Below are 22,065 nucleotides of genomic sequence, written 5' to 3' on the forward strand. Positions count from 1 at the left end.
GTTGCGGAGGGAGTTCGCGGGCCTCCACGTCAGGGCGCGGGGTCGCGATCCGCGGTCGGATCGACGTCGTCTCTTCGATTCGTGTCCGCCCTCGGGCGACGCCCCGCGGCCGGGTGGCCGTCGGCTCTCCGGTCGCGGACAGCGGTCGAATCGCTGTCCCCCTCTTGGCCGTGGTCCGCGGTCGAATCCTCGGCTCCCTCTCGTCCGCCGTCCCCCCTCGACCCGCGGTCCGTCGTCGGCTCCTCCGGTTCCGCGGCGTCGCCGTCGGGCGTCGGAAGCCACATCGTGATCAGCGTGCCCGTCGGCTCGCGCGTGTGGATCTCCAGTTCCCCGCCGGACTCGGTGACGATCCAGTGGACGAGCCAGAGGCCGAGTCCGCTGGCGTGTTCGAGCGCGGTCTCGCGGGCCTCCGAGAACACGCTCCGCTCGACCGGCGGAATCCCGGGGCCGTTGTCCGCGACGGCGATCCGATACCCGCCGTCGTCCGGGTCGACGGCCGCCTCGACGATCGGCTGGTCCCCGTCGTTGTGGACGACCGCGTTCTCCAACACGTTTCGGATCGCGGACTCCAACAGCTCGTCCGCGCACACCACCGCCTCGTCCGGCGTCGACACCGTCACCGTCGCCTCCGGGAACGACGATTCGAGCGACTCACAGAGCCGCGCGATCAGCCTCGAGAGGTCGATCTCCGCGCGCGCCCCGTCGCTGTGGAGCGCCACGTCGATCTCGCGGGCCTGATCGCTGAGGTGGGTCAGCGTCTCCACCTTTCGGTCGATGACGTCGAGGTACTCGTCGCCCTCGTCGTCGACGTGGTCGCGCAGGAGGTCCGCGTACCCGCCGATGACGTTCGTGTCGTTCTTCAGGTCGTGTCGGAGGACCCGGTTGAGGACCTGGAGCCGCTGCTCGTACCGCCGGCTCTCGGTCACGTCGGTGGCGGTTATCACCACCTCCTCGGTGTCCTCGAACAGGCGCTCGACGGTCGTCTCGAACCGGCGCCAGTTCCCGTCGGCGTGCGCGATCCGGTGGTCCAGCGCCTGCGGCTCGTTGGTCTCGAAGGCCCGCTCGAACGCGCGCTGCGCCTCCCGTTGGTCGTCGGGGTGGACCAGATCGATCACCGGCCGCCCCTCGATCGCCGCGGGCGAGTGGCCGAGGAGCCGCTCTATCGACGGACTCACGTACCGGAGCAGGCCGTCGGCCCCGCAGACGGCGATGACGTTCGGCGACTTCTCGATGAGCGCCCGGTAGCGGCGCTGGAGCGTCTCGCGCTCGGTGACGTCGCGGAACAGGAGGACGGTCCCGCCCGCCCCGGAGCCGGGTCCGCGCCCCGAACCGGGGTCGGTTTCGGCTCCGGCCCCCGATCCGAGCCCGGAACCGCCCGCGGCGATCGGGTGGGCCGCGACGGTCAGAAACCTGGGATCGGACCCGCCGTCGACGGTGACCCTGAGGTCGCCGTCCGGCTCCGGCCCGGAGGCGCGGTCGGATCGGTCTCCCCCGCCGGCTCCGGCCGACGCGAGACCGGCCACGGCCGGCGCGCGCTCGAACGCCTCCTCGACGTCGCAGCCGATCGCCGCGGACGGGAACAGCCGGCGGGTCGGTCGGTTCAGGTCGACGACGCGCCCGTCGGTGTCGACGACCACGACGCCGTCGGAGAGGTTCGAGAACACCGCGTCGCGGGCGATGGGCGTGAGATCGAGGAGCCGGTAGCGGAACACGACCCACCCGAGCAGGCCGGAGGTGGCGGTGAACGTGGCGGGGGTGAGATCGACGAATCGCGGACCGAGCACCCCCCAGACCCCGAGGACACCGACGGCCATCGGTGCGACGCCGGCCGCGAGCAGCAGCGCGGCCTGCTGACGGAACACGCCGTCGCGGGCGACCGCGGCGTAGCCGAGCATGGCGAAGGAGAACAGATTCACGGCGTAGGAGTACGTCATGAACGCCAGAAGCGCCGGCGTCGGCAGGTACTCCACGACGAGGTAGCCGTTCGAGCCGGACAGCGACGGGGACGCGTAGAAGAGCGGATCGGCGCCGACGAGGAGGACGCCGGCGAGCGCGGCCGCGGGGACGAGACACAGGAGGACGAGCCGGCGCGGCCGGAGCCAACGCGTCCAGCCGACGTACGCGAGTACGAACGCGGGCCAGGCGACGGCGAGCGCCGCGACGCCGACCCAGACGGCCCGGTTCCACAGCAGGGTCGCGTCGAGCGTCGTCGCCGACAGCTGCCCCGCGTACGCCAGCGACCAGACCCCGCTGGCGACCGTGACGGCGACGAAGCTGCGCACGAGCGGGGTCTCCCCCCGCGACCGATTCCGGACGGCGTACGCGGCGAAGGAGAACGACGCGAGCGCCGCCACGAGCAACGGGGCCGTGTACGGCGTCGGTTGCCACTCCATCGATACCGGGTGCATGGCTGTTGCGGGTAAAAAGGAACCGGACCGAACGTCCTAATACCGGGGCGAAACCACGGATCGTATGCTCGAACCGGGCGATCCCGCACCCGAGGTCACGCTGTCCGATCAGCACGGCGACGCCGTCACCGTCGACCCGTCCGCGGCGCGCTACACGGTCGTCTACTTCTACCCGCGGGCCGACACGCCGGGGTGTACCGCCGAGGCGTGCGGCTTCCGCGACGAGTGGGACGCCTTCGCGGGCGCCGACGTCGCGGTCGTCGGGATCAGCGACGACCCCGTCGAGGACCTCGAACCGTTCGCCGAGGAGTACGACCTCCCGTTCACGCTGCTCTCGGACCCCGACGGCGAGGTCGCGAGCGCGTACGACTCCTACGGCGAGAAGCAGATGTTCGGCAACACCTTCGACGGCGTGTTCCGGAACACGTACGTGATCGACTCTGACGGGACGATCGCGCTCGCGTACGAGGGTGTCTCCCCCGAGGACCACGCGGCCGAGATCCTCGACGACATCGAGGCGCTGGACTGCTGATCGAGGGCGGAACGTCGTTCGCCGGCGTACCCCGTGGTATTATTACCCGAGGGGAGACTCGTGAAACGATGCCCTCCAAACGCGCGTTCGCGAAGCGCCTAGCGGCGCTCGCAGCGACCGGGCTGGGAATCGGCGGACCGATCGGTGCCCTGACCACGGAACCGCCGCCCGGCGCGACGCGCTCAGCCGAAGCGGTCGGACCGAGCGGGACCGACCGCGGGGGATCGGGAGACGCGGAGTCCACGAGCGGCGGCGCCGACCCGGCGTCCGACGGTCCCCGCTCCGCGGTCGCGGACGGCACCTACGACCCGACCGCGGCGGCGTCGTCCCCCGTGGACACCGTGGTGACCGGCCGGATCGACCCGGCGGTCCTGGCGGCGACGGGTCTCCCGGGCGGGGCCGGGGGTCGGCTTCGCCGGCTCCTCGATCGGTACGAGAGCGCGTCCCTCGGCGCCGTCCGGCGGGCGACCGGAGGCGCCGCGCTCACCGCCGACGGTCCGGAGGGGTGCGCGGCCGCGGTCGGCGACATCGACGCGGCCGCGCTCGTCGCCGAGCTCGACGCGGACCCCGAGGTGGCCCGCGAGTCGGACGACGCGTCGGAGTTCGCCCTGTTCCGGGGCAGGTCGCTCGGATCGGCGGTCGCCGTGGCGCCCGACGAACTCGTGGTCGCGTACGGCCCCACCGCCTCCGCCGCCGCGGCGCACCGAGACGCCGGGGTCGACGGCGAGCGACGGCGAGCGGGGTCGGCGGCGAACTACGGACCGCTCCCCTCGCTGCTCGGGGGCGACGCGACGGTGTGTGTTGACCTGGGACCGGACGCGCGCGGTCACCTCCGGCGCGCGCTCGGGGACGCCCCCGAGGCACTCCGTACCGCCGTCGACGCGTCGGGCGCGGTCGGCGCGTCGCTCCGCGCGACCGACGGCGGGTCGGCGGCCGCGGACGGCGACGGGGACGCGGACGGAGACGGACACGAGGGCGACGACCGCGACGGAGACGGGAAGGGAGGGACCGACCAGCCGAGCGTCGCGCTGCGGTACGGCGCGGTCGCGGACCCGCGACGGCTCGACAGGGAGACCGCCGAGGCGATCGCCCGGGCGGCCCGCGAGGGAGAGACCTCGCTTTCGGAAGCGACCGTCGTCAGACACGGGCGGACCGTGATCGTCGACGCCGCCGCGGACGGCGACCTCTTCGCGTCCCACGCCTCCCTGCTCGGAACAGCCGTCGGCGACCCGATCGAGGTGACCGACGCGTGAGCGACGGCGCCGACCCGACGGAGACGGACCGGTATCGACGACCGAACGCACGAACGGAATCACGATGACGACGCCACACGACGCCACGACACGACGGCGGCACCGAGCGGGGACGGTCCGATGAGTTCCGAGGACCGCCCCTGGAAGACACCGGACGACGCAGGCGACGACGCGTCGGACGATGCGCCCGGCGACGCGACGACTCCGGACGCCCCGGGGGGAGAGTCGACCGCGACCGGCTGGAGTTCGCCCCCGAGAGACACGCTCTCGGCGCTGGCCGGCCGCGTCGAGACCCGGCACGCGCTCGCGGCCGCGGCGGTCCTCGCGCTGGCCGCGGGGCTGCTCGTCGCCCCCGGCGTGTACGGCGCGGCGAGCGGGCCGGACGGGACCGTCGCCGTGGTCGAGATCGACGGCAGCATCGACTCGGGGACGGCGCAGCACGTCGAGGACAGCCTGCGCGACGCCCGCACGAACGACTCGATCGAGGCGGTCGTCCTCGAGGTCGACAGCGGGGGCGGCCTGCCCGCACAGAGCGAGCGGATGTACGCCGCGGTCGACCGGACCGCGTCCGTGATGCCCGTGTTCGCCGCCGTCGACACGCTCGGCGCGTCCGGCGCCTACCTCGCGATCGCGCCGGCCGACGAGATCTACGTCGCGCCCTCCGCACAGGCGGTCGGCAGCGTCGGCGTCGCCGGCACCGCACCGGCTCCGAGCGGACCGAACGCGGGCACGACCGGTCCGGACAAGTCCGGCGGCGATCCGGACACGCAGCGCGAGCGGCGACAGACGCTCGCGAACCTCTTCCTGGAGAACGTGATCGAACAGCGGGGCGACGAGATCGACCTCGACCGCGAGGCGATCGCCCACGCCGACGCCTATCTCGGCACCGAGGCGGTGGAGAACGGATTCGCCGACGAGCTCGGCTTCGTCGACGGCGCGGTCGCCGCCGCCGCCGCCGAGGCGGGGCTCGACGACTACGCGGTCGACACGCGCCGCACCGAAGACGCCGTCCCCGGCGGCATTTCGCTGCTGGAGCGCGACGACGGAACGGTCGTCGCCGGCGCTTCCGACGACGAGCTCGGCGACGGGCTGATCCTCGCGGTCGCACCGGAGGCGTGGGACGAGACCGTCGGCGACGACGTCGTCATGACGAGCTACACCGGCCGTCTGCCCGCCCGCGGGTCCGACGCGGGGACGACGAGCGCCGGTGGGACGGACGCGACGCGCGACGACGCGACCGCGACGAGCGGGGGTGACGACCGATGAACGTCGACCTGCGAACGACGGTCGGCGTGTTCGCGCTGGTCTTCTTGTCGGTGGTCGGCGTCGCCGCCGTCGGCGGCGTCCTCGACGGCGGTCCGCCGGAGACGGAGCCGGTCGCCGACGACCACTGGCGGCTGGAGTCGGTCGAACCGGAGACCGCCAGCGAGGGCGGCGAGATCGAGATGGAGAGCGACGAGTCTCCGAACACGGTCGTCGTCCACCTCGGCGGCGCGGCCGGCGGGCTCGGCGGCGGCACGTCGACCCTGCCGATCGAGGACGGCGACGAGCCCGCGGAGGCGGACGTCGGGACGCTCGGCGGCGTCGAGCGCGGCGTCGCGCCGCTCTCGTCGGCGCTCGTCGAGAACGGCCACGAGGTCCGATTCTACGGGGGGGCCGCCACGGCGGAGCCGCTGCCGTCGCTGCTCTCGGAGGCGGACGCGTTCGTCACCACCGCCCCCGGCGCGCTGTCGGCGACCGACGCCGACGCGGTCCGGTCGTTCGCCGACGCGGGCGGCCGGACGCTCGTGGCGAGCGATCCGGGGAGCGCCGGCGCGCTCACCGAACTCGGATCGCCGCTCGGTGCCTACGGCGAGGCGGGCTACGTGTACGACATGGAGCGCAACGACGCGAGTTACCTCAGCGTGTTCGTCGAGCCGACCGGCTCCGCGGCGCTGACGGAGGGCGTCGAGGAAGCCGTCTTCCGGGGCGCCGCGCCCGTCGGTGCCGCGGACGAGCCGGCGGTGCTCGCCAGCGCGGGGACCGCCCGCCTGTCAACGACCCGGGAGACCGGGTCCTACGGCGTCGCCGTCCGAAGCGGTTCGCTCGCGGTCCTCGGAGATTCGAGCTTCCTCGAACCGGAAAACGCCGACCGCGCCGACAACGACGTCCTGATCGGCAACCTCGCCGACTTCCTCGTGACGGGCGAGGACCCCGACGCGTCGTTCGGCTCCCCGGTCGGCCCCGGCGGAACGGTTCCGCCGGGCGCCGCGCCGACGCCGCCTCCGGAACCGACTGAACCGTCGGGTAACGAGACCGATACGCCGGAGAACGCGACCGCGTAGCCGGAGAGAAAACGTGGTCCGTCGCGGACGCGTCCGCCCGCTCAGTAACCGCGGACGATCAGGTAGTCCGCGAGGTCCGCCAACAGCTCTCGGGACCCGCTCTCGGGAAGAACTCCGAGGTGTTCCTTCGACCGTTCCGTGAGGTCCTCGGCCGTCTCGCGGGCGTACGCGATCGAGCCGACCGCTTCGAGGGCCGCCACCGCGTCCTCGATGGCCTCCTCCGTCACCTCGGCGGGGGTCTCGGCGCCGACCAGCCCGTCGACGTCGACGCCCTGCTGGCGGGCGTGGAGGGTGATCAGCGTCTCCTTCCCCTCGACGAGGTCGGAGCCGCGCTGCTTGCCCAGTTCCTCGGAGGGAACGGTCAGATCGAGCACGTCGTCCTGGATCTGGAAGGCCCGCCCCGAGTCGATCCCGTACTGGTAGAGGGCGTCGACGACCTCGTCGTCCGCGCCGAGCAGGACGGCGGGCGTCGCGGCCGAGGCGCCGTAGAGGACGGCGGTCTTCAGCTCGACCATCTCCAAGTACTCCTCCGGGAGGATGTCGTCGCGGCTCTCGAAGGCGACGTCGAGCGCCTGTCCCTCGCAGATCTCCGTGCAGGTGGACGCGAGCATCCGCATCGCTTCCAGCCCGTTTGCCGGGTCCGCGCCCGTCTCCGTCATGAACTCGAACGCCTTCGAGTAGAGCGTGTCGCCGGCGAGGATGGCGGTCGAGGTGTCGTACTGCTCGTGGACGGCCGGGACGCCCCGCCGCAGGTCGTCCTCGTCCATGATGTCGTCGTGGATCAGCGTGAACGACTGGATCACCTCGATGGCGACCGCGGCGCGCATCACGTCGACGGTGTTGCCGTCGAGGGCCGCGAACTCGCGGAAGTCGGCGCCCAGCGGATCGGTGCCGGTCACCGCCTCCGCGGCCAGCGTCGTCACCGTCGGCCGGAGTCGCTTGCCGCCGGCTTCGAGGATGTACCGCGTCGCCTCGTAGAGCCGCTCCGGGTGCTGTACCGGCAGCTCCTCGTCGATAGCGGCGTTGACGAGGTCACGCCGCTCGCGGATGGCTTCCAGCACCCGCGCCTCCTTCGTCTCGCTCGTCATTCGACGAGTTGGATAACGCTCCCGTTCTGCGTGACGTGCACGTCACGTCCGAGCTTGTACCCCTGCGACTTCGCGAGGTCGACGTACGGCGAGCGACCCTTCAGCGACTGGTGGCCGGGGATGACGTGCTGGGGCTGGAGCGCGTCCAGCATCTCGTAGTGGCCCTCCTCGCGGAGGTGGCCGGAGACGTGGATGTCGTCGTAGAGGCGCGCGCCCTGCATCCGGAGGAGCTGTTCGGACTGGTACCGCTGCCCCTCGTTGGTCGGCTCCGGAATGATGCTCGCGCTGAAGACGACCTTGTCGCCGTTTTCGATTTCGTAGGGAGTCTCGCCGCGACCCATGCGGGTGAGCATCGCTCGCGGCTCACCTTGGTGGCCCGTTACGATGGGGAGGAAGTTCCCCTTCCCCTCCTTCATGATCCGCTTGAACGCGCGGTCGACCGACTTCCGGTGGCCGTACATCCCGACATCGCCTTGGAAGTCGACGAAGTCGAGCCGTTCCGCGGTGCCCGAGTACTTCTCCATCGAGCGACCGAGCAGGACCGGCTGACGACCGATCTCGCGGGCGTACTCGACGAGGGTCTTCACGCGGGCGATGTGAGAGGAGAACGTCGTGGCGATGATACCACCCGAGTAGTCCTCCATCGACGTGAGCGTGTCCTCGACGTGCTTCTTGGCGTACGACTCGGAAGGCGTCCGGCCCTTTCGGCCGGCGTTCGTACAGTCCTCGATGTACGCGAGGACGCCCTCGTCCTGCCGCCCGATCTCGCGGAAGCGGTCCATGTCGATCGGGTCGCCGATGACGGGGTCGTGGTCCAGTCGCTTGTCAAGCCCGTAGACGATCGCGCCCTCGGGCGTGTGGAGGACCGGGTTGATCGCGTCGATGATCGAGTGGGTGACGTTGACGAACTCCATCTCGACCTGCTCGGAGTCGCCGATGGCCATCGTGCCGCCCGCCTTCATCTTCACGAGGTCGTTGTCGACCTGGAACTTCCCTTCGTCGTCGATCTGCTGTTTGACCAGCTCGATCGTGTACGGGGAGCCGACGATGGGCGCGTCGTACCGATGGGCGAGCTTCGGGATGCCCGCGATGTGGTCGAGGTGACCGTGGGTGGGGACGATCGCCTGTACGTCGCCCTCCAGCTCGCTCATGACGCGGTCGTCCGGGATCGCGCCCATGTCGATCAGGTCGAGGCTGTGCATGCTCTCGGTCTCCACGTTGTCGTGGATGAGGACCTTACTGAGGTTCAGGCCCATGTCGAAGATGACGATGTCGTCGCCCGCTCGGACCGCCGTCATCTGTCGACCGACCTCTTCGTAACCGCCGAGTGTCGCAATTTCGATTTCCATGATTGTGGGTTCGAACGCCGTGGTAGGCGTCCATCACTGAAACCCCGCAAGGAGCCGTCAGCGCTACGTTTGTCCGCGCGTCGTTGAGGCCCCGCTACGGCCGAGCCGACGTCGACTCACCGTGTCCCGCGGGAGTGTGGTACTCGGGAGTACAGCGTCCCGTCTTAAAAACACCCGGGTTCGAGCGTGTCCCCCAGAGGCCGATCGGTATGCGCGTCCCCAGAGGTCGATCGGTATGCGCGTTCGTACTGGCGGGTCTCGCGGTCGCGACCGCGAAGCAGACAAGCTGATCACGGTCGAGACCCTTCGCATCTCGTCGTTTTCGAGACCCTTCGCGTCCCGGTATTTTTATTAGTGCGACGGGCGCCGGTACGGACAATGAGTGGACGACCCCTCGACGTGCTCGAAGCGTCGCTCGAGGAGCCGGTGACGGTTCACCTGAAGGACGGGACGACCTACTACGGCATCCTCGCCGGCTACGACCAGCACATGAACGTCGTCATCGAACCCGAGTCCGACGTGATCGATCGCGTCGACGACGACCTCGACGGCGAGTTCGCGGTCGCGATCGAAGACACAACGATTATACGCGGCGATAACGTCGTCACCATCAAAGCATGACCGGCTCCGGAACGCCCTCTCAGGGGAAGAAGAACAAGACGGTTCACGTGAAGTGCCGCCGCTGCGGCGAGAAATCCTACCACGTCAAGAAGGAGCGCTGCTCCTCGTGCGGCTTCGGCGACTCGCCGTCCCGCCGCGATTACGCCTGGCAGTCGAAGACCGGCGACAACTGACGACCGCGCTCTCTCTTCAGACGATTTCGTTTCGCAGTTCCCCAGCCGATGCGCCGGGGGCGGTCGACCGCGGACTGCTTCCGATCCCCCGACGCGACCGCCGGGAGCCCAACCGTTAACGGCGGCTGTCGCCGACGGCGGGTATGGATCTCTCGATCGTCGACCTCTCGCCGGTCCCCGCGGGCGGGACCGCCGCCGACGCGTACGCGAATACTGTCGCGGCCGCGGAGCAGGCCGAGCGACTCGGCTACTCGCGGTTCTGGGTCGCCGAGCACCACGGGATGGGCGACCGGCTCGCCGGGACGACCCCGGAGGTGCTGCTCGGCCGCCTCGCGGGCGCGACGAACTCGATCCGGCTCGGTACGGGCGCCGTCCTGCTCAACCACTACAGCCCGTACAAGGTCGCGGAGGCGTTCGGGACGCTCGACGGGCTCGCTCCCGGGCGGATCGACGCCGGCCTCGGCCGGGCGAACGGCTCGCCGGCCGCGGATCGGGCGCTCGGCACGGACCGGCGCGTCGAGAACCCCGACGAGGACCACGAGGAGCGAATCCGCGCGGTCGCGAACCACCTGTACGACGCCTTCCCCGACGACCACCCGTACGCCGACCTGGACGTGCCGGGGTCCGGGGCGGAGCCGCCGGTCCCGTGGGTGCTCGGCTCCAGCCCGTCGAGCGCGGCGATCGCCGGGAAACTTGGTGCACGCTACTGCTTCGCCGCGTTCATCCGCCCGGGCTTCGCGGAGCGCGCCTTCGCGGCCTACCGCGAGCACTTCGAGCCCACGGGCCTCGGTGGCGGCCTTGCGGAGCCGCACGGGATGGTCGCGGTCAACGCGGTCGCCGCCGAGACGGACGCGGCCGCGGCGCGGCGACGGGCGCCCGCGGAAGCGACGTTCAGGCGGATGCAGCGGGGCGAGATCGGACCGACGCCGGGGGTCGAGGAGGCGGTCAGCGAGCTCGGCGGCGTGCCGGAGCCGACCCCGGCGACGCTCAATCCCGACGAGTGGCCGCGGGCGATCTCCGGGGAACCCGAGACGATGGCCGGACTGCTCTCGCAGCTCGCGGACCGCGTCGGCGCCGACGAGGTGATGATCCAGCACGTCGTGCCCGACCACGAGGACGCGCTCCGGTCCCACGAGCTGCTGGCGGAGGCGGTCGGGATCGAGCCGCGCGGGCCGACCGCCCGCGAGTGAACTCGGCGGGGTTCCGCCGCCGTCCCGCGAACGGACGGTCCCGCGCTCCCCCTCTCCGCCTCAGTCCTCCGCCTCAGCGGTCCCGCCGCCGGCCGCGGCGCGGTTCCGGATCTCGATCCGCCCCTCGATCGCGGGATCGATCCCGCGTTCGCGGGCGTAGGCGGCGAGCATCTCGTACTGGATGTCGGCCTCGTCGATCCGGTGGCGTTGCGCGAGCGTCGGGAACTCGTGGTCGGAATGGAGCAGGAACTCCGAGACCGCGACGGTGTAGCGCGCCTCGGGATCGATCGGTTCGCCGCCGACCGTGGCCTCCAGGATCAGCTCGGCGTCGGCGTCCCAGACGACCCGCGCGTTCGAGACGTGGCCGTGCCACCAGTCGTCCTCGCCGAAGTCCACGTCGGGCGCGGCCATCTCGCGGAGCGCGTCGCGAAGCTCCGCGCCCGTGACGGACGCGAGCGCCACGGGCTCCTCGAACGGGATCAGGCTGATCAGGTCGGCCTTCGTCACGTCGCCGTGCCACGGGTCGCCCTGTCGGAGCCCGCCCGCGTTCGACAGCCCCACGTCGGCGTCGAGCGCCCAGCGGAACGCGTCCGCGACGAAGTTGCCGACGCGGCACTCCCCGCCGTGGACGACCTCGCCGGACCGCTCGATCGGCTCGTCGACGCGGTCGACGACCTCGCCGAGGTCCGCCGCGGCCATCCGCTCTTCGAGGGCGGCTTCGAGCGCGGCGACCGGCTCGGCGCCGTCCGGTTCGTGGAGCGTCGCGGTGGGGGCGGGTCCCCCGCCGACTACGCCTCCCTCGCCGTCGGCCTCGCCGTCGGCCTCGCCGGTCCCGCCCAGCTCGACTTCGACGACGGCCTCGCCGTTAACGCCGGGACGGACCAGCAGGGTGTCTCCCACGCGCTCGTTCCGCGGGCTGTGGATGTGGCCGCCGAGGATCGCGTCCACGTCGAGCTCGCGGGCGAGGTCGTCGTCGCCCGCGCCGAGGTGCGAGAGGACGACGGCGTGATCGAGACCGTCCCCGTTCTCGGCGACCTCCGCGCGCATCTCGCCGAGCGCGTCCCGCGCGGCGGCGACGGGGTCGTCGAAGGAGAGGTCGGCGGCCATCGGGTTCAGCGAGTCGGTCGCGGGGTCGGTGACGCCCACGAAGCCGACGGTCGCGCCGTCGACCCGCCGAGTCGCCCACGGGACGACGCCCTCGTCGCGGCCGAAGGGGTCCCCGTTCTCGTCGCGGACGTTCGCGGAGACGAACGTCGCGGTGGCGTCGTCGACGAGCCCGCGCAGCGGGTCCGGTCCGTAGTCGAACTCGTGGTTGCCGAACGTGTCGAGGCGGGTGTCTGTCGCGGCGTAGAAGTCGAGCACCTGCCGGCCGGTCGCGACCAGCGAGAGGACGCCCGGGGCGGCCGTGTCGCCGGTGGCGACGACGGCGGCGTCGGGGCCGGACAGGTCGCGGACCCGGCCGGCGAGGCGGGCCGCCCGCTCGGGGGCGTCGAAGACGTTCTCGATGTCGGAGTAGTGAACGAGACGGACCATTCGATGTGGGTGAAGAGGGACGAGCGACGCTTAAAAAGCGCGGAGTTCGGGCGGCGCGTCGCCGTCGGGATGCGGTGCGGCGCCTCAGTAGAACCGTCGCGAACCCCGTGAGTGAAGCGGGTCCGCCCTCCGTGAGCCCCGCTCGCACACGCGCAGGACATTGAAAGCGCTTTTATGGATGTCCGGACTACGTCGCTTCACAGCCTCTGCGGGGTTGATGATGTGCCGTTCCGTTAGGGACCGACCACGGGACGGACACGCGAGCCCGCGCGGGGGATAGGTGAACAACATATGCCCGTTTACGTAGACTACGAAACCCCAGCCGACCTCGCCGAGCGATCGCTTGAGGCGCTCGAGGTCGCCCGAGACACCGGTACCGTGAAGAAAGGAACCAACGAGACCACGAAGGCCGTCGAACGCGGCAACGCGGACCTCGTCATCGTCGCCGAGGACGTCTCCCCCGAGGAAATCGTGATGCACCTCCCCGAACTCGCCGAGGAGAAGGGCATCCCGGTCGTCTTCGTCGACACGCAGGACGAAGTCGGCCACGCCGCCGGCCTCGAAGTCGGCTCGGCCGCCGCCGCCATCGTTGACGCCGGCGACGCCGACGACGACGTCGAGGACATCGGCGAGAAGGTCGCGGAGCTTCGATAACCACCCATGAGCGCAGAAGAGGGCACCGGCGACTCGACGACCGCGGAGGTCATCGAGGTCGTCGGCAAGACCGGGATGCACGGCGAGGCCATGCAGGTCAAGTGCCGCATCCAGGAGGGATCGAACCAGGGCCGGATCATCACCCGGAACGTCCTGGGCCCCGTCCGCATGGGCGACGTGCTCCAGCTCCGGGAGACCCAGCGCGACGCGGACTCCATCGGAGGGCGATAACCAATGGTCGAGACACGCACCTGCGACTACACCGGCGAGGAGATCGAGCCCGGCACGGGCACAATGTACGTCAAGAAGGACGGACAGATTCTCCACTTCGTCGACTCGAAGGCGGAGAAGAACTACTTCCTCGGCCGCGAGGCGCGCGACCTCGAGTGGACCGAGGAAGGGCGCAATCAGGGTGGCGAGTAGATGAGCCACCACGACGAGCGCACCTTCGTGATGGTCAAGCCCGACGGCGTGCAGCGCGGTCTCATCGGCGAGGTCGTCTCCCGCTTCGAGGACCGCGGGCTGAAGCTCGTCGGCGGCAAGTTCATGCAGATCGACGAGGGACTCGCCCACGAGCACTACGGTGAACACGAGGGCAAGCCGTTCTTCGACGGCCTTGTCGACTTTATCACCTCCGGCCCCGTCTTCGCGATGGTGTGGGAGGGCGCGGACGCGACCCGACAGGTTCGCTCGATGGTCGGCGAGACCGATCCCGCCGAGTCCGCCCCGGGCACGATCCGCGGCGACTTCGGCCTCGATCTCGGCCACAACGTGATCCACGCGTCGGACCACGAGGACGAGGGCGCCAACGAGCGCGAGATCGGCCTGTTCTTCGACGAGGACGAGCTCGTCGACTACGGCCTCGACACCGCGGCGTGGGTGTACGAGGACGAGCAGCGCTGACCGGCGACGCCGCCTTTCACTGTCGTTTCCTCCGACGCTGCGCTCCCGCGAGCGGTAGCCATTCCGACACACCTCGTTTCCGGTGAAACCACCGCTGAAATTCGGTGACTGCGACGGGAAGCCGTCCCGTATCGGGTGATAAATCCGCCCGCGAAGGGTCCCGACTCTTCAGTCGGACAGCGCCAGGACCCGACCGTCCTCGACGACCACGAGCACCTCCGCGCTCCCGTCGCCGGTCACGTCCGCGAACAGGGGGCCCGCGTACACGACCGCGTCGCCGACTTCGCCGCGGGCGATCGCCTCGCCGTGCTGATTCAGCGCGAGGACGCCGCCGTTCCGGTTCACCGCGACCGGGCCGGGGGACCCGTCGCCGTCGACATCGGCGACGCCCGGGGCGTTCACTCGGGTGTCGCCGCCGTACTGCTGTTTCCAGACGACTTCGCCGTCGAGCAGGTCGACCGCCCAGACGCTCCCGCTCCCGCCGACGTGGACGCGACCGGGGTCCGCGTCGCCGACGGTGACGGGCAGGTCCTGGAGCCCGACCTCGTAGCGGCTCCCGCCGTCGGCCACGTCGATCGTCTCCAGGTTCCCGTTCGCGCCGCCGAGCGCGAGCACCGGGCCGCTCCGGGTGTCCGCCGCGCTCCAGCTCAGGGGCGTGACCGACGGGGTCGTCGTCCACCGCGCCTCGCCGCTCGCGTCGAGCAGGCTGATCGAGCGCTCCCCGTCGGCCGCGGTCGCGACCGCGAGCCCGCGGGCGGTGCCGTCTTCGCCGTCTCCGCCGGCCCCGGTTCCCTCAGACCCGTCGAAGTCGACGGCCAGCGGTCGGCGCTTCACCGATTCGTCGAGATCGACCTCAAAGACCGGGTCGCCGCCGGCGTCGACCGCTCGGACCTTGCCGTCGGTCGTGACCGCGGCGACCTCGGCGTTGCCGTCGCCGTCGAGGTCCCCGATCGCCGGCCGGAGCCCGCCCGGTCCGCCGAGGTCCACGGCGAACCGCTCGGTGCCGTCCGTCGGGTCGAGGACGACGAGGGAGCCGGGAGCGGTCGTGAACGCGACGACCTCGTCGCCGCCGAGCTCGCCGGTGACCAACCCGCTCGTCGCGGGGGGATCGGTGCCGTCGCCGTCGTCGGTGTCGCCGGTACCGGCGTCCTCCCCGCCGACCGGCGTTCTCCACTCCACGTCGCCGCCGACGGCGGTGGCGCGTATCGTCCGGTTCCCGTCCTCGACCGTCGGCTGGAGGACGATCGGGTCGCCGTCCATGGTGGCGACGACCGCGCCGCTGCCGTCGTCGCCGGCGACGGGCTCCGACTCCCAGACGACCTCTGCGTCGATGGTGGCGTCGTCGACGCCGACGAACGCGAAGAGGGCGACGCCCACGCCGGTCGCGCCGCCGGCGAACAGGATCAGGCTCGCGAACAGAACGCGACGGTCCATTACGTGCGGTTCGGCCGTCGGCGTGATACCCCTGTCGGATGCGGCGGGCTGGAGACGGCGGCGTGGCGGCGTGGCGGCGTGGCGGCGTGGCGGCGGGGTGGCGGCGGGGTGGGCCGTCGTGCCGGGGAGGATGTCATAGCAGCGTGGCGACGTGGTCCGCGTACGCCGGCCCCACCCGGTCGCGGAGAGCCTCGGGGTCGCGCTCGCCGTCGACGTTCACGAGGTAGGCCGCCCCGTCGCGGGTCCCGTACGCGCCGTGGAAGTCGTAGACGAAGCCGTACACGTCGGCGCCGGCGGCCGTTTCGGTTCCCCGGGCGATCGTCACCTGCTCGTGGACGTTGTACTCGACGAGCCGGTTCCGGAGGGTGGGAGCGTCGCCGACGGGCTCGTCGTCGCCGGGTTCGTCCTCGCCGGGGCCGTCGCCGTCGAGCGCGTCGAGGCCCGACTCGACGATCGGGACGAGCTCCTCCACGTCGGCTCTGACGCCGGGTTCCTCGGGGAGTTCGCCGGTACGGACCGCGGAGAGGGCCGCGCCGACCGCGCCGCACCCGGTGTGTCCGACGACCGCGAGCGCGTCCGTGCCGGTGTAGGCGAGCGGGTACGCGACGCTGCCGGCGAGCACGCGCTCGCCGTCGACGCGGTCGCTCACGCGGTTCCCGATGTTGCCGGCGGTGAAGAGGAAGCCCGGCCGATCGACCGCCCACATCCCCTCCTGAGCCACGCGGGAGTCCGAACAGCAGACGGAGACGACCGAGGGGCGCTGGCCGTCGCGCTGGCCCCCGAAGGTCTCCGCGTCGAGCGACGCGACGTGCTCGTCGTTGCGGTCGAGGAGTTCGGTCAGGAGGTCGCGCGCCATACCCGTCGACCCGCCCCCGTGTTTAAAAAGGAGACGAACGGGGCGAGAATCGGTGGCAGCGGGGGCCTATCGGGCCGACGACGCTCACGCGATCAGGCCGACGATCTGTACCAGGAATCCGACGACGAAGACGGCGAGGAGGGCGATCGTCGCCACCACCACCGCGGGCGCGAGGGTCTCGTCGTCCTGATCGAGCACGAGCGACTCCATGTCCTTCATGCGAGACCCGTCGTCGCGGCGGGATTTGAACGCTTCGCTCGGCGGATCGCCCGGTCCGAGGGAACGGCGACGGTGCTCGGTGTCCCGCGTCCCCGCCGCTGAAGGGAAGCTTCATTTACCTCTCGACGGACCGTGCGGATGGATGAGTTACGGAGGGCAGCTGACCACCGGAACCGGGAGAGGTGCCCATGTCGAACGGTGACGCGACCGACGGTACGGGGCCGCAGGGGGCGGCCACCCGCCCGACGGGTGACGGGGCCGACCCGGCGGACGACGCGAGCGCGCCGTCGGCCGCGGAGGCGTCCGCCGGCGCGCTGGTCGTGGTCTGCGGACTGCCGGGCGTCGGCAAGACGACGGTGGCGGAGCGGATCGCCGACCGCGTCGGCGGCGAGGTCCTCCGGACCGACGTGATCCGCAAGGAGCTGTTCGACGAGCCGGCGTACACGGACGCGGAGACCGAGGCCGTCTACGCGGAGCTGATCGACCGCGCCGGCGACCGCGTCGCCGAGGGTTCCGCCGTCGTCCTCGACGCGACGTTCGCCGACGCGCGGTTTCGCGCGGACGCGCGCGAGACGGGCGAGCGCGCCGCGGACGGGCTCGCGCTCGTCGAGGTGGAGTGCGACGAGGCGGTCGTCGAGCGCCGGATCGAGCGTCGCGACGGGATCAGCGACGCCGACTTCGAGGTCCACCTCCACTTCAAGGAGCTGTTCGACCGGATCGAGACCGACCACGTCGTCGTCGACAACTCCGGCGATCAGGCGGAGACGTTCGCGCAGGTCGACGCCGCGTTCGGCTGGACCCGCTCCGGCGGGGTCTGAGGGCGACGTCGAACGGCGGTTCACGCGATCCGAGGCCGACCGAGCCGTCCGAGATCCCTGCCAATAACTCTCACGAGAAACGCGCACACGCGTCTCCCATCACTTATACGGACGACCGTCATACGAACTGTATGAGCGAAGAATCCGGGCGTCGGAACCTCCGAATGCCCTCGGACGACGAAGTGTTCGCCGTGGTGACGGAACACCTCGGCGGGAACCACGTGCGACTGCGCTGCGTCGACGGCGAGACGCGGATGGGCCGGATTCCCGGCCGCATGAAGTACCGAACGTGGATCAGCGAGGGCGACGTCGTCCTCGCGGAACCGTGGGACTGGCAGGACGAGAAGGCGAACGTCGAGTGGCGGTACGACGACGAGGACGCGGACCAGCTCCGCCGCGAAGGCCACATCCAGTAGCCGTCAGGGTCCAGTAGCCGTCGAAGCCACACTACTCCACGCGCTCGCGAGCGGCCGCGATCAGCATCGGCAGCATGACGGTCGCGTCACCGTAGACCGAGGCGTTGCGCGCGTCCGTCTCCAGTTTCCCCCACGACCGGGCCTCCTCCAAGGTGGCGCCGGAGAGCCCGCCGGTCGCCTCGGGGTCCATCGTGATCTGGACCGCGTAGTCGTAGGCGCGGGGGGTGACGAGCATCGTCTGGAGCGTGAAGTTCTTCGGGACGCCGCCGCCGACCAGCAGGCAGCCGGCGTCGTCGGCGTCGAACGCGAGGTCGGTCAGCGCCGTCATGTCGGCCAGGGCGTCGAGCGTGAAGTCGGCGGTCTGGGCGTACATCCACGCCTGTAACCCGAGCACGGAGTCCTGCACGGCCGGGCAGTAGACGGGCACGTCGCACTCGTAGGCCGCGGCGGCGACGCCGGGGTCCTCGGCCACGTCGTCGCGCTCGTTGACCGCGGCGTTGGCCCGGCCGAGTTCGCGGGTGAGGTCGGCGATAGAGACGGAGTCTTCTCCCACCAACTCCGGGAACACCTCCTCGCGCAGGTGACCTTCGAACGCGGCGAAGTGCTCCTGCGGGAGGTAGACGTTGTAGATGCGGTCGACGCCCTCGTCGCGGAGCCGCTCGTCGTGCTCGCGGGGGGTCTTCTCGGGGTCGTGGGTCCGTCCGTGGTGGTGTTTCCCGCCGATGGCCTCGATGGCGTCGTGGGTGAGGTTTGCGCCCGTCGTCACCAGGGCATCGACGTAGCCGTCTCGGATGAGGTCGGAGACGATCCGACGCATTCCGGCGGGCACCATCGCGCCCGCCAACGAGAGGAACACGGTGCAGTCGTCGTTCGCGAACATCTCCGCGAGCACGTCGCCCGCCTCGTTGACCGACGCCGCGCCGATACCCGCGTCGCCGTACCCCTCGACCAGCTGCCCGACCGTCATGTCGGCGGTCGCGCGGACGTGCCCGACCGGGTCCTCGTGGAACTCCTCGCGCGGCGGATCGCCCCCGGTCTCTTCCGACTCGTGGTCGTTGTCACCGTCGGCGTGAGATTCGCGTCCCTCGTGCCCACCGTCGTCGTCGCTGTTGCTCATGGCGAGAGGTGCGGTGCGCGACCGTTTGAAACGACCGATCTATCGACCTATCGATCGGCCCGCCTCCCGGCCCCTTTACCGCCCGACGGCGCCCCCGCTTACGGGCGGGAACAGCGCCAGTTCGTCGCCCGCTTCGAGGGTCGCGTCCATCCCGTCGTCGTGGCGGACGTTCCGGCCGTTCCGGAGGACGTTGATGTGGTCGGCGACCTCGCCGTCGTCGAGCACCCGGTCGCGGAGGTCAGGGCGGGCCTCCAACAGCGTGTCGAGCGCGTCGCCGACCGTGTCTCCCGGCTCCGCCGCCACGTCGATCTCTCGTCCGCCGGCGACCTCTGCGAGGTCGGCGAACAGCTTCCACTCCATACGCGTGATCCCCGCGCGGGCGACTCAAGAGCGTTGCGCCCCGTCCGCGTCTCCGGGAGCCGCGGTCTCGCCGGTGTCATCGCGTCCGCCGTCGTCGGTCTCGCCGTCGCCACTTCCGCCGCCGTCGGCCTCGCCGCCGCTCCCGCCGTTGCCGCCCGCGTCGCTTCCACCGCCCGCGTCGCCTCCACCGCCCGCGTCGCCTCCACCGTCCGCGTCGCCTCCACCGTCCGCGTCGCCTCCACCGTCCGCGGGCGCCGTCTTACCCCCCGCAGCGGCCGCCTCGAACCGACGGATCGCGTCCGGGCGTCCGACGAGGTACACGAGGTCGCCGGCGCCGAACGCGTACGCGCGCGGCGGGATCGGCTGGACCGACCCGTCGGCCGGGCGGACGGCGGCGACGACGGTGTCGACCTGACCGACGGTGCTCCCGTCGAGGTCGCTCCCCGCCTCGACGGTCACGGCCGCCATCGTCTCGTCCGCGTTCCGCAACAGGGAGGCGAACTCCCGGTCCGCCTGCGGCTCCGCGGGAAGCGTCACGATCCGGTACCCCCCCTCGTCGGTCAGGCGCTCGGCGTCCGACTCGTCGAGCGCGACGGTGACGGCGTCGCCGGCGACCCCGCGCAGTTCGCCGCTCGCGACGCGCTTCGGCTCCGGGTCGTCCCGCCACAGCTGGACCGTGTCGCCGGCGGTGGCGTTGTTCGGCGGGTCCGCCGCCACCGCGATCGCCGCCGATCCCGGCGCGAGCGTCGGCCCGAGCCCGGCGGCGCGGGAGCCGACCGCGAAGTACTCTACCGTCCCGTCCGCGTCGAGGTCGACGTCGACGTAGCCGACGCCGTACTCCTCCTTGAGGCGGGCGACGAGCCGCTCGCGGAGCTCCTCCGCCGAGAGCTTCCGCGGGAAGAGCAGGGTCCTCTCGGCGAGCTCCGCCTTCTTCTCCGGCGAGACCGGGTCGTACGTGTCCATGTCGCCGATCTCGTCGGCCGGCGGGAGCGTCACCGCCGTGAACCGACCCACCGCGCGCACGACGCCGCTCAGCTCGCCTTCGAGCTGTTTGGCCCCGGAGAGCGCGAAGACGTCGACCGCGAGCCGGTCGCCCGCGTACCGGCCGACGGGCGCCGTTACCGCCGCCACGCCCAGCGAGACGACGTTGAAGAACACGCTCTCGGGCGCCAGAAGCGCCGGGTTGTCGCCGACCGCGACCGACCCCAGCGAGGTCGTGTTGAGGTACAGCGCGACGACGGCGACGCCGAGCAGGCCGGTCACTCCCTCGGGGATCTCCGTGCGGAAGTACCAGCGGTAGGCCAGCGCCGCGCTCCCCGCGACGAGCGCGGCGACGACCGCGAACGTGACGAGGGTGACCGCCGCCTGCCGCGGCCGCGCGAATCCGACATCGACGGCGGTCGCGGTGACGACGGCGACGCTCGCCGCGTCCGGGCTCGCGGCAACGGCCTCCGCGCCGGCGACCGCGGCGACCGCGGAAATCACGCGGCCACCTCCGCGAACCGGTCGATCGCGTCGCGGCTCCCGACGACGAACAGCTCGTCGCCCGCCGACAGCGACTGCGACCCGCTCGGCGCGATCGTCCACGACTCGTGACGCGCCGCGAGGACGGCCACGTCGTACGCCTCGCGGATCTCGGCCCCGCCGATGGTGTGGCCGTCCAAGGGCCCCCCGGCGACGACCGAGACCTTCCGGAACCGCTTGCCGGTCCGCCGCAACAGCGCCGTGAGCTCGTACTCGCGGCGGGTGCCGCGAGACAGCACCAGCACGCGTCCCCGGTCGGCGCGCAGGAGCGCCGTCGCCTCGGAGCGGTCGACGGCGACCGTCACCCGCCCCTCGCCGCCGGTCGTCGTGGGCGCGGTCGCCGCCGGCGGGGAGGTCACGGTCGCCGCTCCGCCGTCGGTCCGGGCGTCCTCGTCCGGCTCCGGATTCGCGCCGTCGCCGCCGGGAGAGTCGGGTGCGGGCGCCGCACCGGCTCCCGGTTCCGGCTTCCCGCTCGACCGCGCGGCGAGCACGGCCCCCCCGACGTCGAGGTCCGGGGTGACCACGCGGACCACGTCGCCGCGGGCGATGCCGGTCGGCACGAGCGCCGACACCGACACCGCTCGCTTCCCGGCCGGGACCCGCTTCGAGAGCGCCCCGGTCGGCGGCGCGGCGGACACCGTCGCGCGCGCCTGCTCGTCGATCCGGACCGCCACGTCGGCCAGATCGAGCTCGGTCTGGAGCCGCTCCGCGAACCGGTCTTCCAGCTCCGCGAGCGGGAGGTCGGCCGGGAACGTCCAGTCGCCGTCGAGGATCGCCCGGCGCGTCTCGGCCGGCAGCGGCGGGTACCCCTCCATGTCGCTCACCTCGCCGGCCACCTCGACGGAGACCCGCCCGCGGCCGCCGACGAGTTCGATCACGTCGGTCGAGAGGGTCCGGTCCCGGAGCTGTTTGAGCGAGATCCGCTTTGGAACGCTGGCGCCGAGTCGGTCCCCCTGCGCGTGGGCGTACATCGAGAGCATCAACACCACGACGATCGCCGTGAGGATCGCCGGCGCGCGCTCCGACGACCGGATCGTCTCGTCGTTGAGCGCGAGCAGCCCGCCGTTGACGCCGGCGATCGCGAGCGACAACACGACCACCCCGAGCCCGGGGATCGTCACGTCGGTGACGTACTTGAACACGAACCCGAGCACGCCGGCGACCAGCGCGGGGACGATCCCGGTGATGACGCCGAGGTAGATCCCGAAGACGATCTCGACGGGCAGTGACATACGCCCCCCAACCGGCGGAGCGGTTAAACGTGTGTCGGCGCCGGGAGCGTCGCAGGCCGCC

The 22,065-nt window shown here is 71.6% G+C and carries 24 protein-coding genes; 13 read left to right on the plus strand and 11 right to left on the minus strand.

What is annotated here, in order from left to right; translation table 11 throughout:
* Positions 1 to 29: 29 nt before the first annotated feature.
* On the minus strand, positions 30 to 2,393 hold the full coding sequence (locus ESO89_RS07755) for a histidine kinase N-terminal 7TM domain-containing protein (RefSeq protein ID WP_128904968.1): 2,364 nt from the start codon (positions 2,391 to 2,393) through the stop codon (positions 30 to 32).
* A gap of 79 nt (positions 2,394 to 2,472) precedes the next feature.
* Between ESO89_RS07755 and bcp the strand changes: the two genes are divergently transcribed.
* The 4 genes from bcp (at position 2,473) to ESO89_RS07775 (ending at position 6,517) form a co-directional block, all read left to right on the plus strand.
* Positions 2,473 to 2,940, plus strand: a complete 468-nt coding sequence (bcp, locus tag ESO89_RS07760; protein ID WP_128904969.1) for a thioredoxin-dependent thiol peroxidase — start codon at positions 2,473 to 2,475, stop codon at positions 2,938 to 2,940.
* Between the two features lie 68 nt (positions 2,941 to 3,008).
* Entirely contained in the window at positions 3,009 to 4,193 is a 1,185-nt protein-coding gene (locus ESO89_RS07765; RefSeq protein ID WP_128904970.1) for a hypothetical protein, read from the plus strand.
* Positions 4,194 to 4,313: 120 nt separating this feature from the next.
* Positions 4,314 to 5,459, plus strand: a complete 1,146-nt coding sequence (locus ESO89_RS07770; protein ID WP_128904971.1) for a S49 family peptidase — start codon at positions 4,314 to 4,316, stop codon at positions 5,457 to 5,459.
* The gene (locus tag ESO89_RS07775) at positions 5,456 to 6,517 is read left to right on the plus strand and encodes a DUF4350 domain-containing protein (RefSeq protein WP_128904972.1); all 1,062 of its coding nucleotides are present in this window, start codon (positions 5,456 to 5,458) and stop codon (positions 6,515 to 6,517) included. The genes ESO89_RS07770 and ESO89_RS07775 overlap by 4 nt, the downstream gene beginning before the upstream one ends.
* Before the next feature lie 41 nt (positions 6,518 to 6,558).
* On the opposite strand, the gene idsA3 is transcribed toward ESO89_RS07775, so the two are convergent.
* On the minus strand, positions 6,559 to 7,605 hold the full coding sequence (gene idsA3 / locus ESO89_RS07780) for a geranylfarnesyl diphosphate synthase (protein WP_128904973.1): 1,047 nt from the start codon (positions 7,603 to 7,605) through the stop codon (positions 6,559 to 6,561).
* On the minus strand, positions 7,602 to 8,954 hold the full coding sequence (locus ESO89_RS07785; RefSeq protein ID WP_128904974.1) for a ribonuclease J: 1,353 nt from the start codon (positions 8,952 to 8,954) through the stop codon (positions 7,602 to 7,604). The genes idsA3 and ESO89_RS07785 overlap by 4 nt, the downstream gene beginning before the upstream one ends.
* A 378-nt stretch (positions 8,955 to 9,332) precedes the next feature.
* On the opposite strand from ESO89_RS07785, the gene ESO89_RS07790 reads away from it, so the two are divergent.
* The 3 genes from ESO89_RS07790 to ESO89_RS07800 all read left to right on the plus strand — a co-directional run bounded on the left by ESO89_RS07790 (position 9,333) and on the right by ESO89_RS07800 (position 10,938).
* Positions 9,333 to 9,575, plus strand: a complete 243-nt coding sequence (locus tag ESO89_RS07790) for an LSM domain-containing protein (RefSeq protein ID WP_128904975.1) — start codon at positions 9,333 to 9,335, stop codon at positions 9,573 to 9,575.
* Positions 9,572 to 9,748 (plus strand): 50S ribosomal protein L37e, encoded by a 177-nt coding sequence (locus ESO89_RS07795; RefSeq protein WP_128904976.1) that lies wholly within the window; start codon positions 9,572 to 9,574, stop codon positions 9,746 to 9,748. The genes ESO89_RS07790 and ESO89_RS07795 overlap by 4 nt, the downstream gene beginning before the upstream one ends.
* Before the next feature lie 143 nt (positions 9,749 to 9,891).
* Entirely contained in the window at positions 9,892 to 10,938 is a 1,047-nt protein-coding gene (locus tag ESO89_RS07800) for an LLM class flavin-dependent oxidoreductase (RefSeq protein WP_128904977.1), read from the plus strand.
* 60 nt (positions 10,939 to 10,998) lie between these two features.
* Here ESO89_RS07800 and ESO89_RS07805 read toward each other — a convergent pair whose 3' ends face one another.
* Positions 10,999 to 12,471 carry a bifunctional metallophosphatase/5'-nucleotidase gene (locus ESO89_RS07805; protein WP_128904978.1) on the minus strand — a complete coding sequence of 491 codons (1,473 nt, stop codon included), beginning with the start codon at positions 12,469 to 12,471 and terminating at the stop codon, positions 10,999 to 11,001.
* 291 nt (positions 12,472 to 12,762) lie between these two features.
* Here ESO89_RS07805 and rpl7ae point away from each other — a divergent pair, with 291 nt between their 5' ends.
* The 4 genes from rpl7ae to ndk are packed head-to-tail and all read left to right on the plus strand — an operon-like array spanning position 12,763 to position 14,028.
* Positions 12,763 to 13,125 carry a 50S ribosomal protein L7Ae gene (gene rpl7ae, locus ESO89_RS07810; protein ID WP_128904979.1) on the plus strand — a complete coding sequence of 121 codons (363 nt, stop codon included), beginning with the start codon at positions 12,763 to 12,765 and terminating at the stop codon, positions 13,123 to 13,125.
* A 6-nt stretch (positions 13,126 to 13,131) separates the two neighbouring features.
* Entirely contained in the window at positions 13,132 to 13,356 is a 225-nt protein-coding gene (locus tag ESO89_RS07815; RefSeq protein ID WP_004046478.1) for a 30S ribosomal protein S28e, read from the plus strand.
* A gap of 3 nt (positions 13,357 to 13,359) precedes the next feature.
* Positions 13,360 to 13,548: a 50S ribosomal protein L24e gene (locus ESO89_RS07820; protein WP_004046480.1), complete on the plus strand. Its 189-nt coding sequence runs from the start codon at positions 13,360 to 13,362 to the stop codon at positions 13,546 to 13,548.
* Complete coding sequence (gene ndk, locus ESO89_RS07825) at positions 13,549 to 14,028, plus strand: nucleoside-diphosphate kinase (RefSeq protein ID WP_128904980.1); 480 nt, start codon at positions 13,549 to 13,551, stop codon at positions 14,026 to 14,028.
* Between the two features lie 168 nt (positions 14,029 to 14,196).
* Here the strand turns inward: ndk and ESO89_RS07830 are convergent, their stop codons facing one another.
* The 3 genes from ESO89_RS07830 to ESO89_RS19190 all read right to left on the minus strand — a co-directional run bounded on the left by ESO89_RS07830 (position 14,197) and on the right by ESO89_RS19190 (position 16,537).
* Complete coding sequence (locus tag ESO89_RS07830; protein ID WP_128904981.1) at positions 14,197 to 15,462, minus strand: PQQ-binding-like beta-propeller repeat protein; 1,266 nt, start codon at positions 15,460 to 15,462, stop codon at positions 14,197 to 14,199.
* Positions 15,463 to 15,595: 133 nt separating this feature from the next.
* On the minus strand, positions 15,596 to 16,318 hold the full coding sequence (locus ESO89_RS07835) for a carbonic anhydrase (RefSeq protein ID WP_128904982.1): 723 nt from the start codon (positions 16,316 to 16,318) through the stop codon (positions 15,596 to 15,598).
* A gap of 84 nt (positions 16,319 to 16,402) precedes the next feature.
* A complete protein-coding gene (locus ESO89_RS19190) occupies positions 16,403 to 16,537 on the minus strand; it encodes a hypothetical protein (RefSeq protein WP_277750260.1) in 135 nt (44 codons plus the stop codon).
* Positions 16,538 to 16,725: 188 nt separating this feature from the next.
* On the opposite strand from ESO89_RS19190, the gene ESO89_RS07840 reads away from it, so the two are divergent.
* Positions 16,726 to 17,355: an AAA family ATPase gene (locus ESO89_RS07840; protein ID WP_128904983.1), complete on the plus strand. Its 630-nt coding sequence runs from the start codon at positions 16,726 to 16,728 to the stop codon at positions 17,353 to 17,355.
* A 131-nt stretch (positions 17,356 to 17,486) separates the two neighbouring features.
* Positions 17,487 to 17,771 carry a translation initiation factor eIF-1A gene (locus ESO89_RS07845; protein ID WP_128904984.1) on the plus strand — a complete coding sequence of 95 codons (285 nt, stop codon included), beginning with the start codon at positions 17,487 to 17,489 and terminating at the stop codon, positions 17,769 to 17,771.
* Between the two features lie 31 nt (positions 17,772 to 17,802).
* Here ESO89_RS07845 and ESO89_RS07850 read toward each other — a convergent pair whose 3' ends face one another.
* The 4 genes from ESO89_RS07850 to ESO89_RS07865 form a co-directional block, all read right to left on the minus strand.
* A complete protein-coding gene (locus ESO89_RS07850) occupies positions 17,803 to 18,888 on the minus strand; it encodes a deoxyhypusine synthase (protein ID WP_128904985.1) in 1,086 nt (361 codons plus the stop codon).
* Between the two features lie 75 nt (positions 18,889 to 18,963).
* Entirely contained in the window at positions 18,964 to 19,248 is a 285-nt protein-coding gene (locus tag ESO89_RS07855) for a ubiquitin-like small modifier protein 1 (protein WP_128904986.1), read from the minus strand.
* Positions 19,249 to 19,272: 24 nt separating this feature from the next.
* Positions 19,273 to 20,733 carry a cation:proton antiporter regulatory subunit gene (locus tag ESO89_RS07860; protein WP_128904987.1) on the minus strand — a complete coding sequence of 487 codons (1,461 nt, stop codon included), beginning with the start codon at positions 20,731 to 20,733 and terminating at the stop codon, positions 19,273 to 19,275.
* Positions 20,730 to 22,004, minus strand: a complete 1,275-nt coding sequence (locus tag ESO89_RS07865; protein WP_128904988.1) for a potassium channel family protein — start codon at positions 22,002 to 22,004, stop codon at positions 20,730 to 20,732. The genes ESO89_RS07860 and ESO89_RS07865 overlap by 4 nt, the downstream gene beginning before the upstream one ends.
* Positions 22,005 to 22,065: the final 61 nt, after the last annotated feature.

Origin of the sequence: Halorubrum amylolyticum, from assembly GCF_004114995.1 — an archaeon.
GTDB lineage: Archaea > Halobacteriota > Halobacteria > Halobacteriales > Haloferacaceae > Halorubrum > Halorubrum amylolyticum.

What these genes read in the sequence shown, in the direction of transcription:
- ESO89_RS07755 (WP_128904968.1), bottom strand. Translation starts at nt 2,393, where the DNA reads ATGGAGTGGCAACCGACGCCGTACACGGCCCCGTTGCTCGTGGCGGCG.
- bcp (WP_128904969.1), top strand. Translation starts at nt 2,473, where the DNA reads ATGCTCGAACCGGGCGATCCCGCACCCGAGGTCACGCTGTCCGATCAG.
- ESO89_RS07765 (WP_128904970.1), top strand. Translation starts at nt 3,009, where the DNA reads ATGCCCTCCAAACGCGCGTTCGCGAAGCGCCTAGCGGCGCTCGCAGCG.
- ESO89_RS07770 (WP_128904971.1), top strand. Translation starts at nt 4,314, where the DNA reads ATGAGTTCCGAGGACCGCCCCTGGAAGACACCGGACGACGCAGGCGAC.
- ESO89_RS07775 (WP_128904972.1), top strand. Translation starts at nt 5,456, where the DNA reads ATGAACGTCGACCTGCGAACGACGGTCGGCGTGTTCGCGCTGGTCTTC.
- idsA3 (WP_128904973.1), bottom strand. Translation starts at nt 7,605, where the DNA reads ATGACGAGCGAGACGAAGGAGGCGCGGGTGCTGGAAGCCATCCGCGAG.
- ESO89_RS07785 (WP_128904974.1), bottom strand. Translation starts at nt 8,954, where the DNA reads ATGGAAATCGAAATTGCGACACTCGGCGGTTACGAAGAGGTCGGTCGA.
- ESO89_RS07790 (WP_128904975.1), top strand. Translation starts at nt 9,333, where the DNA reads ATGAGTGGACGACCCCTCGACGTGCTCGAAGCGTCGCTCGAGGAGCCG.
- ESO89_RS07795 (WP_128904976.1), top strand. Translation starts at nt 9,572, where the DNA reads ATGACCGGCTCCGGAACGCCCTCTCAGGGGAAGAAGAACAAGACGGTT.
- ESO89_RS07800 (WP_128904977.1), top strand. Translation starts at nt 9,892, where the DNA reads ATGGATCTCTCGATCGTCGACCTCTCGCCGGTCCCCGCGGGCGGGACC.
- ESO89_RS07805 (WP_128904978.1), bottom strand. Translation starts at nt 12,471, where the DNA reads ATGGTCCGTCTCGTTCACTACTCCGACATCGAGAACGTCTTCGACGCC.
- rpl7ae (WP_128904979.1), top strand. Translation starts at nt 12,763, where the DNA reads ATGCCCGTTTACGTAGACTACGAAACCCCAGCCGACCTCGCCGAGCGA.
- ESO89_RS07815 (WP_004046478.1), top strand. Translation starts at nt 13,132, where the DNA reads ATGAGCGCAGAAGAGGGCACCGGCGACTCGACGACCGCGGAGGTCATC.
- ESO89_RS07820 (WP_004046480.1), top strand. Translation starts at nt 13,360, where the DNA reads ATGGTCGAGACACGCACCTGCGACTACACCGGCGAGGAGATCGAGCCC.
- ndk (WP_128904980.1), top strand. Translation starts at nt 13,549, where the DNA reads ATGAGCCACCACGACGAGCGCACCTTCGTGATGGTCAAGCCCGACGGC.
- ESO89_RS07830 (WP_128904981.1), bottom strand. Translation starts at nt 15,462, where the DNA reads ATGGACCGTCGCGTTCTGTTCGCGAGCCTGATCCTGTTCGCCGGCGGC.
- ESO89_RS07835 (WP_128904982.1), bottom strand. Translation starts at nt 16,318, where the DNA reads ATGGCGCGCGACCTCCTGACCGAACTCCTCGACCGCAACGACGAGCAC.
- ESO89_RS19190 (WP_277750260.1), bottom strand. Translation starts at nt 16,537, where the DNA reads ATGAAGGACATGGAGTCGCTCGTGCTCGATCAGGACGACGAGACCCTC.
- ESO89_RS07840 (WP_128904983.1), top strand. Translation starts at nt 16,726, where the DNA reads ATGTCGAACGGTGACGCGACCGACGGTACGGGGCCGCAGGGGGCGGCC.
- ESO89_RS07845 (WP_128904984.1), top strand. Translation starts at nt 17,487, where the DNA reads ATGAGCGAAGAATCCGGGCGTCGGAACCTCCGAATGCCCTCGGACGAC.
- ESO89_RS07850 (WP_128904985.1), bottom strand. Translation starts at nt 18,888, where the DNA reads ATGAGCAACAGCGACGACGACGGTGGGCACGAGGGACGCGAATCTCAC.
- ESO89_RS07855 (WP_128904986.1), bottom strand. Translation starts at nt 19,248, where the DNA reads ATGGAGTGGAAGCTGTTCGCCGACCTCGCAGAGGTCGCCGGCGGACGA.
- ESO89_RS07865 (WP_128904988.1), bottom strand. Translation starts at nt 22,004, where the DNA reads ATGTCACTGCCCGTCGAGATCGTCTTCGGGATCTACCTCGGCGTCATC.